The organism is Streptomyces sp. SAS_272 (assembly GCF_052543235.1).
In genome coordinates, this window is sequence record NZ_JBMNDR010000062.1 from 25,005 (window position 1) to 36,825 (window position 11,821).

The following is an 11,821-nucleotide window of genomic DNA, read 5'->3' on the forward strand; positions in this document are numbered from 1 at the left end:
CGTTGCCGTTCGCAGGACGATGCGCGCATCCGGCGCACCGCTTCGGGAACGATTTCGGGAACGAGGGCCTGTCGTGGCGGAACCTGCGATGAGCGTCACGCCGTACTGGGAACTGACCTTCGACGCCGACGGCGACACCGAAGGCGGACGGCCGGACCGCCTGGCGGCCGAGGTGGCGCGGCGCGGCGTCCGTGACCTGATCGTCTTCGCGCACGGCTGGAACACCGACCGCTCGGCAGCGACCGGGCTCTACAGCCGCTTCTTCGCTCCGATGCCCGCCCTCGCGCCGGCCGCGAGGATCGGATACGTCGGCGTGGTGTGGCCGTCGATGCGGTTCCCGGACGAACCGATCCCGGACTTCCCACGGTCCGCGGCCGCGGGGGCCGTCCGACGTGGGGCGCTGGACGGGCAGACCCGGCACGCACTGCTGGAGACCTTCCCGGGCCGGGCCGCGGCGGTGGACCGGATCGGGCGGCTGCTGGAGCAGCGGCCGCCCGGGGAGGCCGCGCTGGAGGAGTTCGGACGGCTGGTGCGGCTGCTGGTGGACGTGGCGCCGCACGGGCCGCAGGCGCTGTTCGCGGCGGACACCCTGACGGACGGCGTCCCGCAGGACGGGCCGCAGATGTTCGCGGGGCCCACGGCGGAGGTCTGCGAGGAGTTCGCCGGGGCCCTGGCCGGCCTCGATGCCGGGAGCCCGGCGTCCGGCGACCCGGCGTCCGACGGCCTTCCGCCCGACGGCCCTGCGTCCGACGGCCTTCTGCCCGGCGGCCCGGTCGCCGGCCCGGAACGCGGCCGCGGTGTCGAGGGGTTCTCCCTGCCCAACCCCTGGGACGGGGCGCACGAGCTGCTGCGGCAGGCGACGTACTACGCGATGAAGCGGCGGGCGGGGACGGTCGGCGAGCGCGGGCTCGGTCCGTTCGTGGGCCGGCTGGCGGCGGTCGCGCCCACGGTGCGGGTGCATCTCGTGGGGCACAGCTTCGGCGGGCGGCTGGTGTCCTTCGCGCTGCGCGGACTGCCGGAGGGGGTGCGCACGGTGAAGTCCGTGACGCTGCTCCAAGGGGCTTTCTCGCACTACGCGTTCGCGGCCCGGCTGCCGCACGACGCGCGTGCGGGCGGAGTGCTGCAGGGACTGCAGAACCGTGTCGACGGACCTCTGGTGTGCTGTCACTCCTCCTTCGACGCGGCGCTCGGCACGATGTATCCGCTGGCCTCCCGGATGGCGGGCGACGCACGCGGGGTGTTCGAGGAGTTCGGCGTCGGCAGTGTGCTGGGCGCCAAGTGGGGCGCCATGGGGCACGACGGGGTGCAGGCGGTCCCGGGCACGCGCGCGTACACCCTCGCCGAGGCGCTGGCCGGCCCGCTTCCGGCGTCGGGGTGCGTGAACGTCGACGCGGCCGCGGTCGTCCGGCGCGGCGGGGCGCCGGCCGGGGCGCACAGCGACATCGTGCACCCCGAGCTGGCGCGGTTGGTGCTGGCGGCGGGCCGCGTACGCTGACCCGCCGCCGTTCCTCAGTGCCTCACCGGTGCGAGGTGAACTCCACCACCTGCTGGAAGGTGGGCCGGTTCTGCCAACTGATGTTGCCGTGCTTGATCCCGCCCAGGGTGCGCTGCACGATCGAGTCGGCGCACCACTGGTTGCCGGCCGCGCACAGGGTGTCGCCCGGGTAGACCTGGGCCGCGGTCTTGCCGGCCGCCGTCTTCAGGGTGCTGATCAGGACGTCCCGGCAGCCGCCCAGGGTGCCGCCGCCGCAGTACTTCTGCGGCAGCCCGCCCCGCACGGTCTCGCCGAGCACGGCGCGGACGTCCTTGTCGACGTAGCTCCACCAGCCGTACTGGAAGGAACTGCCGGCGTGCGATCCGGTCGGCCCGTGGGCCGCCGACGGGGACTCGTCGATGGGCAGGTTCGCGCCGAAGGCGTTGTAGAGGCCGGTGCCCAGACCGGGTTCGAACTCGGCCTTGACCAGCAGCGGCCACCACGCGTCCAGGATGCGGATCGCGTCGGCGTCGGCGTACGTCTTCGAGCCCGCCGAGGTCTCCGTGCGCCTGCCGCCGGCCGTCAGCCAGGTCTGCAGCTTGGTCACGGCGGCCGCCGCGGTGGAGTCGGTGACCGTCGAGCTGTTGATCACCTTCAGCAGGTTCGGCAGGACGTCCTCGGCGCGCAGGTCCGTGAGCGCCGCCTCCGCCATCGCCTTCGCCAGGGACGCGCGCGTGACGCCGCCGGCCGCGACCAGCTTCTTCACCCGGTCCTCGAGCAGGTTCCCGCGGTGCACGGACCCGTCGCCCCAGGAGGCCGTCGTGTAGTCCTTGGCCTGCTTGTTGTTCCAGGAGACGTAGTAGTCCTGGTCGATGGAGTTGGGGTGCGCCGAAGCCGGGGTGTACTCGGCCGTGTTGGTGGCCGGGACCCAGTTCTTCCACTCGTAGGCCGCCTGCGCCCACACCGGGAACTCGGCGTCGACGCCGCTCGGGCGGACCGGGTTGTCGCCGCTGTTGTAGTACGCCGTGTGCGTGGAGTCGGCGTAGAACCAGTTGAAGGTGTAGTTGATGTGCTGCACCGCGCTCTGGAAGGTCTGCGGGCTCTTGACGTAGTCCGGGTCGTTCAGCATCTGGAAGCCGATGATCGAGTCGGCCTCGTGCATGTAGGACGACCTGAGGGTGGTGTAGGCGACCTTCTTGCCGCCCACGGTCGCCCGGTACTCCACGGGCCCGTATTTCGTCCGGTAGACGCGCATGGTGTACGAGCCGGCCGCCGTCCCGTCGGCGGTCGTCGGCTTCCAGGCGTTCTTCTGCTCGACGACGTCCATGGCGGTGCACACGCCGTGGTACAGGTAGTGGTAGTCGTCCTGGCACAGTTCGACCGCGTAGGAGTCGATGATGTCCTGGCCGGACGTCGTGGCGCTCCACGCGTAGTCCTGGCCGCGGCCGAGTTCGACGTACATGCTCAGGCCCGCGAAGGAGGCGCCGCGGGCGCTGATGCCCGGACCCTGGATCTCCTGGAGCATGAGCAACTGCGGGGCGAAGTAGCCGGTCTGCGGGCCGAAGACGGCGATCGGGTGGCCGCTCGCGGTGGACTTGCCGCTCACCACGAGGGCGTTGGACATGCCGCGCCTGGCCGAGCTGAGGGCGCTCGCGGTCGCCGTGGCGGTGGCGGCGGTCGCGCCGGCGTCGGCGCCGGTGCCCGTGGCGTCGTAGACCAGCGGCTGCGAGGCCACCGAACCGGCGTCGGGCAGCGCCTCCCCCTGCGGGGTCGCGGGCTTGCCGCCGTAGGGGAAGCTCTCGCCGTTGTGGACGGTGAGGACGGCCTCGGGATCGTTGCGTTCGCGGAACGCCTCCCAGACCTGGGTGCCCTGCTCCACGCCGTACTTCTCCTGTGCGGCGAGCAGCGAGACGGCGTTGTTGACCTCGCCGCCGCCGCCTGAACCGAACAGCGCGCCGATGACCGAGGCCAGCGCCACCAGGTCGGTGATCTTGAAGTGGTCGATGGTGCCGGCGTTGGTGATTGAGTCCTTGTGTCCCGTCAGGACGTATTCACCGGGGAAGTAGCGGCCGCTGTCGGAGGCGTCGATGTAGGCGTTGACACCTGCCAGGTAGGCGTTCGCGTCGGCGAGAGCCTGCTGGCCGCGGGTGCCGTTGGTGGCGACGGCGTTGTCGATCTGGGCCTGGAGGTCTGCCTCGGTGTACGGAGCATTGCGCCAGAACTGCTGCTCGAGACCCTGGTTGGAGGGGTCGCCGCCCGCGAACGCGGTCAGCTGGCCGCGCCCGACGTGACGGAAGACGTCCATGAGCCACAGCCGGTCCTGGGCCGCGGCGTACCCGGCGCCGAACTCGGTTCCGTACCGGGTGGTGCCCGAGATGTGCGGTACGCCCGTCTTCTTGTCGCGGACGATCGTCACGTCCGTGCGGCCTGCGGGCTTGACGGTCGAGGCGACCTGGTCGGCGGCGACGCCGAACGACGCGTCGTTGAAGAAGGTGTTGATCGTGGCGTTGGTGAGGGTGGGGTACCCCTTGGCGAGGTTGGCGTAGGGGCCGAGCTGGTCCTCCGCGTGTTCGGGCTGGGTGCCGAACGCCTGGTTGAGGAGGACCTGCGCCAGCGTGGCGTTGCCGTTCTCGCCGGGCGGCAGGATGTCGGAACACTGTCCGCCGCAGTAGTCGTTCGCGGCCGTGACCTCGGCCGCTGCCGCCACTTGGGAAAGAGGCGACAAAAGTCCGGCGATCAGAGCGCATATGGAAGCGGTCTTCAGGAACCCGGGGAATCTGCCGGGAGTTCTCAGTCTGTCGAGAGAGTTGCGGGGGGTTCGCCGAGGCATCGGCTGCTCCTAGCGACGGGGGTGGCCGAAAGGTTACCGCCGGTATCCCCGGGATTGAAGATGAACATGCGTCAAGTTTTCGGCTTGTGGAGGTCGTCGGAGATCGGATGGAGCCGAATCGCTTGTCGATACGTCTATTCGACGACGTCCGTACGACGAACGCCGAAGTGACCGAAGTTCAGGTGCAGATGTGACGGAGGTGCAAGGCGATGGCCGGTTTCCGGAGTCTGGCGAGACAGGTGCGAGACCCGCGGTGCGATCTGGCACTGCGGCGGTATTCGCTGCGCAAATGCCTTGAGCGGTTCGCCCCCTACGGGCACAGAGCGACCTGGGACCATCTGTGCTCCCGGGCCGGATTCGGTCCGGAGGACCGCTCCCCCGACCCGGCGCGGCTCGTGGCCGCGTTGGACGAACTGGAGGCGGCGCGGGCGGTGTGGCTGACCTACGAGGGGGAGTTCGCCGAACGCCGCAAGAAGGAGAAGCACGACGGGCTGCGCCGGCCCGGGAGCGTGGACGACTGGCACCGCCTCACCTGGGGCGGGTTCGGCGTCGCCTGGTGCGACGACCCGCGGCTCCACCCCGGTGAGCCGCTGGCCGACGTGCTGCGCAAACTGATCGCCGCGCTGGAGCGCGCGCCGGGCTCCGGGTGCCCGGTGTGCGGCGGCGAACGGCTGCCCTGGAAGTACGAACTGGACCACGAACCGTCGGCGGGACCGGTCTGCGCGGACTGCGGGATCCTCGTCCCGCGCCCCGTGCTCACGCCGGAGGCGCTGGCGCACGCCCGGCGAGGACGGCTGCTGGTGTCGGCCTGACGCAGGCCCGACCCAGGCCCGACCCAGGCCGGAGCTCCGCCCGAGGCCGTCGGCCGGTCACTGGCCGGGCCGCGAGGACGGCGGGGGTGCGCCGGGGATGCCGCACCCCTTTTTCACACCGGGCGAGGGGCCGTACGACAGCGCACGGGGGCTGGAGATCGCCTCCGGCCGCGAGACGGTCTCCGGATGCGAACTGCATCTGCGCGAGGGAGTGGCGATCCGCCCGGCCGCCGAGCGGTACAGCCCGGTGACCGGAGGCCGGGCCCATCGCCGAGGCGGTGAGCGGTGCCTACCTGACCCTGAAGGGCGGCACCGGGCACGGGCAGCCGGGGACGGACGGGGCGGCCTGCGGACGGCGGGGCGTCCGGGCCGGCGGCAGCGCGCGGGCCGGGGTCGACGGCAGCATGCGGGCCGGGGCCAGCGGTAGCGTGCGGGCCGGGGTCGGCAGCATGCGGGCCGAGGTCGACGGCAGCATGCAGGCCGGGGCCGGCAGCAGCGCGCAGGCCGGGGCCAACAGCATGCGGGCCGAGGTCGACGGCAGCGCGCGGGCCGGGGTCGGCAGCATGCGGGCCGAGGTCGGCGGCAGCGCGCGGGCCGGGGTCGGCAGCAGCGTGCGGGGCGGCGGCGCTGCGGCCCACGTCGGCCCCGGGCGCCGATTCCGGTCCCCCGGGCGCCTCGCGGGAGCGGGTCGCCGGCGGCTCAGCCCTGTCCCCCGGCCCTGCCGTCGCCTTCTCGACGTTCGGCCAGCAGGCGTGAGCCGGACAGCCGCCCGCCGAGGACGTCGTCCGGGTTGGACAGGACGCAGGTGTCGAGTGACAGACAGCCGCAGCCGATGCAGTCGGTGAGGTGGTCGCGGAGCCGGTCGAGCTGCCTGATCCGCTCGTCCAGCTCCGCGCGCCACGCCTGCGACAGGGCGGCCCAGTCCTCGCGGGTCGGGGTGCGCTCCTCCGGGAGTCCGGCAAGGGCCTCACGGATCGTGGCCAGCGGGATGCCGACCCGCTGCGCGGCGCGGACGAAGGCGACGCGGCGGAGCGTGTCGCGATGGTAGCGGCGCTGGTTGCCCGAGGTGCGGCGGCTGCTGATCAGGCCCTTGGACTCGTAGAAGTGCAGGGCGGAGACGGCGGCGCCGCTCCGGGCGGCGAGCTGGCCCACCGTGAGCTCGTGGATCTTCTCGGGAATCTGGGGCACCCCTCGAACCCTACCCACCCCCGTCGGCCCGAGGTCCGTTGACATCGACCCTCCGCCCGACCATGCTAAGCAGTTGCTTAGACCCATGGCACGGTGGCATGGGCATCCAGTGACGCGAGAGGGCCGCAGACATGGCAGAGCCGAGGATCTTCACGTCCGCCGACGAGCTGAGGGCGGCGGTGGGCGAGCAGCTGGGGTACACCGACTGGCTGGAGGTGGACCAGAAGCGGATCGACCTCTTCGCGGAGGCCACCGGCGACCACCAGTGGATCCACGTGGACCCGGAGAAGGCCGCCGCAGGACCGTTCGGCACGACCATCGCGCACGGCTACCTCACCCTCTCCCTGCTGCCGCTCTTCGGCCCGCAGCTGATCACGGTCGAGAACGTGAAGATGGGCGTCAACTACGGGACGAACAAGGTGCGTTTCCCCGCCCCGGTGCCCGTCGGCTCCCGGGTGCGCGCCACCGCGACGATCACCGGCGTCGAGGACGTCACCGGCGGCGTGCAGGTCAGCGTGGCGTTCACCGTGGAGCGCGACGGCGGCGACAAGCCGGTGTGCGTGGCGGAGTCGGTGTCCCGCTACTACCTCTGAGGCCGGTCGTCGCAAGGCCGGCGCGGCTACTTCGCCGCGCCCACCATCCGCAGCACGAGGTCGGCGTACAGCTCGCCGACCTCGTCGGGCGTGCGCGGCCCGCCGACGTTGAACCAGCGGGCCACGTCGATGCAGAGGGACAGCACGGCGAGGGTGGTGCCGTGCACGTCCGGCACGGCGAACTCGCCGCTCGCCACGCCGTCCTCGATGATCCCGCGGACCTCGGCGTCGACCTTGCGGCGCAGGCCCAGGATCTCCGCGCGGGCGTCCGGGCCGAGGGCGTCCAGCTCGTACTGCACGATCCGGGCCGTGGTGCGCCGTCCGGCGTGCCAGCGGACGAAGGAGCTCACGGCCTCGGCGAGACGCTCGGTGGCGCTGCCCTCGCCGGCGGCCGCCGTGCGCAGGATGTCCAGCGCACGGTCGTGACCGATCCGGCTGATGCGGTGCAGCAGCTCTTCCTTGGTCTTGTAGTGGATGTAGAGGGCGGCCGGGCTCATGCCCGCGCGGCCCGCGATGTCCCGGGTCGTCGTCGCGTGGTAGCCCCGCTCGGCGAAGGCCTCCACCGCGGCGACGAGGAGTCGCCGAGCCGCGTCAGGGGTGACCTCGTCCCACGGTTCGATCTCCCCGCCGGACGTCTCCTCCGCCGTAGTCATCGCTCGTCGCCTCTCTCGGTACAGGGGCTACACCATACCGCCGAAGGTGAGCGCTCGCTTAGAGTGCCCGCTCAGAGCTTCTCGAAGGGGCTGTACACCCGGGCCGCGGCGTCCTGCTTGTCCCGGATCACCTTGGCCAGGGTGAAGGCCGACGTGACGAGGTACAGAACGGCGATCGCGAGGAAGGCTCGCACCCAGGCGTCGGCGTTCAGCTTGAAGATGCCGATGGCGGTCGCCGCCATGGCCACGGCGAAGGACGCGACCGCCTGGCCGTAGAAGGCGGCGGTGTTCTGCTTGACCGGTGTCTCACTCATGGCGACAGCCTGGCCGCGGGAGGGCCCGCGCCGCATCCGTCCGCGTACTCAGTTCGTACTCAGAACGCCGACACCCCCGTCAGGGCCCGTCCGATGAGCAGTTTCTGTATCTGGCTCGTGCCCTCGTAGAGCGTCATCACGCGGGCGTCGCGCAGCAGCTTGCCGGCCGGGTACTCGTCGATGTAGCCGTAGCCGCCGAAGACCTGCAGGGCGTTGTTGGCGGCGCGTACGGCGGCCTCCGAGGCGAAGAGCTTGGCCTTGGAGGACTCGGTCGCGAAGGGCAGGCCCCGGTCGATCAGGTCGGCGACCCGCCAGGTCAGCAGCCGGGCCGCGTCCACGTCGACCGCGATGTCGCTGATCAGCTCCTGGACGAGCTGGTGGTGGGCGATGCTCCTGCCGAACTGCTCGCGCTCGCCGGCGTAGCGCACCGCCGCGTCCAGGGCGGCCTGCGCGATGCCGACACACCCGGCCGCCACCGACATCCGGCCCTTGGCCAGCGCCGACATCGCGACGGAGAAGCCCTTGCCCTCGGGCGCCAGCATGGCGGAGGCGGGCACCCGGACGTCCTCGAGGACCAGCTCGGCGGTCGCCTGGCCGCGCAGGCCGAGCTTGCCGTGAATGGTGCGGCGGCCGAGACCGGGAGTGTCCGTGGGGACGAGGAACGCGGAGACGCCCTTGTGTCCCGGCGCGTCGGTCGAGCGGGCGAAGAGCAGGACGACGTCGGCCCAGGTCCCGTTGGTGATGAACGTCTTGGCGCCGTTGATCACGTACGAGTCGCCGTCACGGACCGCGCGGGTGGTGAGGTTGCCCGCGTCCGAGCCGGTGCCCGGTTCGGTGAGGCCGAAGCAGCCGACGTACGCGCCCGACGTCAGCCCGGGCAGCCAGCGGCGCTTCTGCTCCTCGCTCCCCCAGGCAGCGATCGACTTGGCGACCAGGCCGAGGGAGACGGACACGATGCCGCGCACCGACGAGTCCCCGCGGCCCAGTTCCTCGGTGACCAGGCAGTAGGCGAGGTGGTCGCCGCCGGAGCCGCCGTACTCCTCGTCGACGGTCAGCCCGAGGAAGCCGACCTCGCCGAGCTTCTTCACGACGGACCGGTCGACCTCCTCGGCGCGGTCCCAGGCGACGACGTGCGGGGCGATCTCGCGGTCCACGAACTCCTTGGCGAGCCGCCGGACGGCCGTCTGCTCCTCGCTGAGCCCCAGATTCACCACGAGATCACCTCACTGAAGGGAAGTCGGATTTTAAATTAGCACTGCTAGTTTACAGCGTGCAGCCCTACTATGTGCGCCATGGCCCGACCGCGCAAGCCCCTCCTCAGCACCGACCGGATCGTCGAGACCGCACGGGCGCTCGTGGACGCGGAGGGCCTCGCGGCCGTCTCCACGCGTCGGCTCGCCGCCGAACTGGGGGTGAGCGGGCCCTCCCTGTACAACCACTTCCGCACCAAGGACGAGATCCTCGAGGCCGTCGCCGACTCGGTGAGCGCCCAGGTCGACCTGTCGATGTTCGAGGACGCCGGCCGGGAGTGGCGGACCGCGCTGCACGACTGGGCCGTCTCCTACCGGGCGGCCCTGCGCGACCACCCGAACATCGTCCCCGTGCTCGCCCAGGGACCCGGCCGCCGCCCGGCCGGACTGCGGCTCGCCGACGCGGTGTACGGGGCGATGGTCCGCGCCGGCTGGCCCGCCGCCCAGGCCACCAGCATCGGCGCGCTGATGCGGTACTTCATCATGGGCTCCGCGCTCGGCTCGTTCGCCGGCGGTTTCGTCGACGACGTGAGCGCCTACGACCCCGCCGACTACCCGCACCTGGGGCAGGCCCATCTGCTCGCCGAGCAGCAGGAGAAGATCGACGAGCGGGCCTTCGAGACCGGGCTCACGGCCCTCCTGGACGGCCTCGCGCGGCAGTTCGAACAGCTGCCCTGACACGGTTCGGCGTCGGCCGAAGTGTGCGTCGCGCATGCTGGACGGCATGAGCGTCACGGACACCGGCAGCCGCAAGGACCCCCGGGCGGCGGGGCTGGCCGCACTCGCGGGTCTCGTCGCCGACGAGACCCGGGCCGCCTGCCTGCTGGCCCTGCTCGACGGGCGGGCGTGGACCGCCGGCGAACTCGCCCGGCACGCGGGCGTCGCCGCGTCCACACTGAGCGAGCACCTGGGCAAGCTGGTCGCGGGGGGCCTGCTGGCGGAGGAAAGACAGGGGCGGCACCGGTACGTGCGGCTCGCCGGCACCCGGGCCGCCCAGCTCCTGGAGGACCTGGCCGCCCAGGTGACCCCGGACCCGGCCCACCGGCCGCGCGGCCTGCGCGCCACGAGTGCCGGTTCGGCGATGGCCCGGGGCCGCACCTGTTACGACCATCTCGCCGGCCGCCTCGGCATCGTCGTGACGGACGCCCTCACCGCCCGCCGCCTGCTCGCCCCGGCGCACGCGCCTGCCTCGGCGGCCGGACGCCCCCGGGCGTCCGCCGAGGCAGGCCCGGACCCCGCCGCCGGCGAGCGGGGCACCGGTTTCGCGCTGACGGCGGCAGGGGTGCGGTGGTTCGAGGACTGCGGCATCGTCCTCGACCTCGCCACCCGAAGGCCGCTCGCCCGAGCCTGCCTCGACTGGACCGAGCGGCGGCCGCATCTGGCGGGCGCGGCCGGCGCCGCGCTGTGCCGGCACGCCCTCGACGCGGGGTGGTGTGTGCGCGTCGGCTCCGAGCGGGCCGTGAAGGTGACCACGCGGGGCGAGCGGGCTTTGGCCGACCTGCTGGGCGTCGAGCCCGGGGCCCTGCGCTGAGCCGAGGCCGACGCCCCGTCGGCGTCCGCGCCCGCCCCGTGTCCGCGGCTGCGCCGCGCCCGTCTCGACCTGCTGCACGTCCCGGCGGGACGCCCGGTCCGAAATCCGCGAGCCCCGCTCCGTCCCCCCTCCTAGCCTTGAGGACCATGATGACCAGCCCCCGGCCTGCCGAACGCCGTACCGAGATGCTCGCCGCCGGTGCGGCCGCCGTGACCGTCGTGCTGTGGGCCTCCGCCTTCGTGTCGATCCGCAGCGCGGGCGACGCCTACTCGCCGGGGGCGCTCGCGCTCGGCCGGCTGCTCTCCGGGACGGTGGTGCTGGGGAGCATCTGCGCCGTACGGCGTGCGGGGTGGCCGCCGAGGTCCGCCTGGCGCGGGATCGCCGTGTCGGGGGTGCTGTGGTTCGGCTTCTACATGGTCGTCCTCAACTGGGGCGAGCAGCAGGTGGACGCGGGAACGGCGGCGCTGGTGGTGAACATCGGGCCGATCCTCATCGCGCTGCTCGGCGCGCGGCTGCTCGGGGACGCGATGCCGCCGCGGCTGCTGGCCGGGATGGCGGTGTCGTTCACGGGCGCGGTCGCGGTGGGCCTTTCGATGTCGGGCGAGGGCGGGTCGTCGGTGCTGGGCGTGGTGCTGTGCCTGCTCGCCGCCTTCGGTTACGCGGGCGGCGTCGTGGCACAGAAGCCGGCCCTGGGCCGCGCGAGCGCGCTGCAGGTGACGACGTTCGGGTGCGTCGTCGGCGCGGTGGTGTGTCTGCCGTTCGCGGGACAGCTGGTCCACGAGGCGGCCGACGCGCCGGTCTCCGCCACGCTCAACATGGTCTACCTGGGCGTCTTCCCGACCGCGCTGGCCTTCACCACGTGGGCGTACGCCCTGGCCCGGACGACAGCGAGCCGTATGGGGGCGACCACGTACGCGGTGCCCGCGCTGGTCGTCCTGATGTCCTGGCTGGCGCTCGGCGAGGTGCCGGGGGCGCTCACGCTGGCCGGCGGCGTGCTGTGCCTGGCGGGCGTGGCCGTGTCACGGTCGAAGCCCCGCACCCCGCGGGTGCCGCCGGCGCGGGCGGCGGAGTCCGCGCAGGCGACGGGGGCGGGAGAAGCGGGGGTTCCCGACCCGGGGCCCGACCGGGAGGTCGGCCCCCGGTCGGGCTGACGCCGACCGGGGGCCCGCCCCGCCG

Annotated in this window: 12 protein-coding genes and 1 pseudogene; 7 read left to right on the forward strand and 6 right to left on the reverse strand. The window is 72.7% G+C overall.

What is annotated here, in order from left to right; translation table 11 throughout:
• Positions 1-73: 73 nt before the first annotated feature.
• Complete coding sequence (locus ACN6LD_RS29260) at positions 74-1,495, forward strand: serine-threonine protein kinase (protein ID WP_445044783.1); 1,422 nt, start codon at positions 74-76, stop codon at positions 1,493-1,495.
• Between the two features lie 22 nt (positions 1,496-1,517).
• Here the strand turns inward: ACN6LD_RS29260 and ACN6LD_RS29265 are convergent, their stop codons facing one another.
• Entirely contained in the window at positions 1,518-4,304 is a 2,787-nt protein-coding gene (locus ACN6LD_RS29265) for a penicillin acylase family protein (RefSeq protein ID WP_445044784.1), read from the reverse strand.
• 209 nt (positions 4,305-4,513) lie between these two features.
• On the opposite strand from ACN6LD_RS29265, the gene ACN6LD_RS29270 reads away from it, so the two are divergent.
• Positions 4,514-5,116 (forward strand): hypothetical protein, encoded by a 603-nt coding sequence (locus tag ACN6LD_RS29270; protein ID WP_319187097.1) that lies wholly within the window; start codon positions 4,514-4,516, stop codon positions 5,114-5,116.
• Positions 5,117-5,240: 124 nt separating this feature from the next.
• Positions 5,241-5,430: pseudogene (locus tag ACN6LD_RS29275) on the forward strand (RNA ligase (ATP)); the annotation flags it as partial.
• Here the strand turns inward: ACN6LD_RS29275 and ACN6LD_RS29280 are convergent.
• Positions 5,406-5,681 carry a hypothetical protein gene (locus tag ACN6LD_RS29280; protein ID WP_445044790.1) on the reverse strand — a complete coding sequence of 92 codons (276 nt, stop codon included), beginning with the start codon at positions 5,679-5,681 and terminating at the stop codon, positions 5,406-5,408. The pseudogene ACN6LD_RS29275 and the gene ACN6LD_RS29280 overlap by 25 nt on opposite strands.
• Positions 5,682-5,815: 134 nt before the next feature.
• The gene (gene soxR, locus ACN6LD_RS29285) at positions 5,816-6,349 is read right to left on the reverse strand and encodes a redox-sensitive transcriptional activator SoxR (protein WP_415924820.1); all 534 of its coding nucleotides are present in this window, start codon (positions 6,347-6,349) and stop codon (positions 5,816-5,818) included.
• Positions 6,350-6,435: 86 nt separating this feature from the next.
• Between soxR and ACN6LD_RS29290 the strand changes: the two genes are divergently transcribed.
• Positions 6,436-6,897 carry a MaoC family dehydratase gene (locus ACN6LD_RS29290; protein WP_057579718.1) on the forward strand — a complete coding sequence of 154 codons (462 nt, stop codon included), beginning with the start codon at positions 6,436-6,438 and terminating at the stop codon, positions 6,895-6,897.
• Between the two features lie 26 nt (positions 6,898-6,923).
• On the opposite strand, the gene ACN6LD_RS29295 is transcribed toward ACN6LD_RS29290, so the two are convergent.
• The 3 genes from ACN6LD_RS29295 to ACN6LD_RS29305 form a co-directional block, all read right to left on the reverse strand.
• The gene (locus ACN6LD_RS29295) at positions 6,924-7,550 is read right to left on the reverse strand and encodes a TetR/AcrR family transcriptional regulator (protein WP_319187093.1); all 627 of its coding nucleotides are present in this window, start codon (positions 7,548-7,550) and stop codon (positions 6,924-6,926) included.
• Between the two features lie 71 nt (positions 7,551-7,621).
• Positions 7,622-7,864: a YiaA/YiaB family inner membrane protein gene (locus ACN6LD_RS29300; protein WP_107444819.1), complete on the reverse strand. Its 243-nt coding sequence runs from the start codon at positions 7,862-7,864 to the stop codon at positions 7,622-7,624.
• 59 nt (positions 7,865-7,923) lie between these two features.
• A complete protein-coding gene (locus ACN6LD_RS29305; protein ID WP_319187152.1) occupies positions 7,924-9,075 on the reverse strand; it encodes an acyl-CoA dehydrogenase family protein in 1,152 nt (383 codons plus the stop codon).
• Between the two features lie 81 nt (positions 9,076-9,156).
• Between ACN6LD_RS29305 and ACN6LD_RS29310 the strand changes: the two genes are divergently transcribed.
• From ACN6LD_RS29310 to ACN6LD_RS29320, 3 genes are all read left to right on the forward strand, one after another.
• Complete coding sequence (locus ACN6LD_RS29310) at positions 9,157-9,792, forward strand: TetR/AcrR family transcriptional regulator (protein WP_319166270.1); 636 nt, start codon at positions 9,157-9,159, stop codon at positions 9,790-9,792.
• Between the two features lie 34 nt (positions 9,793-9,826).
• Entirely contained in the window at positions 9,827-10,645 is an 819-nt protein-coding gene (locus ACN6LD_RS29315) for an ArsR/SmtB family transcription factor (protein WP_445044785.1), read from the forward strand.
• A 149-nt stretch (positions 10,646-10,794) separates the two neighbouring features.
• Positions 10,795-11,796, forward strand: coding sequence for a DMT family transporter (locus tag ACN6LD_RS29320; RefSeq protein ID WP_319187150.1), 1,002 nt, complete (start codon positions 10,795-10,797; stop codon positions 11,794-11,796).
• Positions 11,797-11,821 lie beyond the last annotated feature (25 nt).

Excerpts from the sequence above, each read along its gene's own strand:
- ACN6LD_RS29295 (WP_319187093.1), bottom strand. The coding sequence starts at position 7,550 with ATGACTACGGCGGAGGAGACGTCCGGCGGGGAGATCGAACCGTGGGAC.
- ACN6LD_RS29270 (WP_319187097.1), top strand. The coding sequence starts at position 4,514 with ATGGCCGGTTTCCGGAGTCTGGCGAGACAGGTGCGAGACCCGCGGTGC.
- ACN6LD_RS29320 (WP_319187150.1), top strand. The coding sequence starts at position 10,795 with ATGACCAGCCCCCGGCCTGCCGAACGCCGTACCGAGATGCTCGCCGCC.
- ACN6LD_RS29290 (WP_057579718.1), top strand. The coding sequence starts at position 6,436 with ATGGCAGAGCCGAGGATCTTCACGTCCGCCGACGAGCTGAGGGCGGCG.
- soxR (WP_415924820.1), bottom strand. The coding sequence starts at position 6,349 with ATGTCAACGGACCTCGGGCCGACGGGGGTGGGTAGGGTTCGAGGGGTG.
- ACN6LD_RS29265 (WP_445044784.1), bottom strand. The coding sequence starts at position 4,304 with ATGCCTCGGCGAACCCCCCGCAACTCTCTCGACAGACTGAGAACTCCC.
- ACN6LD_RS29315 (WP_445044785.1), top strand. The coding sequence starts at position 9,827 with ATGCTGGACGGCATGAGCGTCACGGACACCGGCAGCCGCAAGGACCCC.
- ACN6LD_RS29280 (WP_445044790.1), bottom strand. The coding sequence starts at position 5,681 with ATGCTGCCGACCCCGGCCCGCGCGCTGCCGTCGACCTCGGCCCGCATG.
- ACN6LD_RS29300 (WP_107444819.1), bottom strand. The coding sequence starts at position 7,864 with ATGAGTGAGACACCGGTCAAGCAGAACACCGCCGCCTTCTACGGCCAG.
- ACN6LD_RS29310 (WP_319166270.1), top strand. The coding sequence starts at position 9,157 with ATGGCCCGACCGCGCAAGCCCCTCCTCAGCACCGACCGGATCGTCGAG.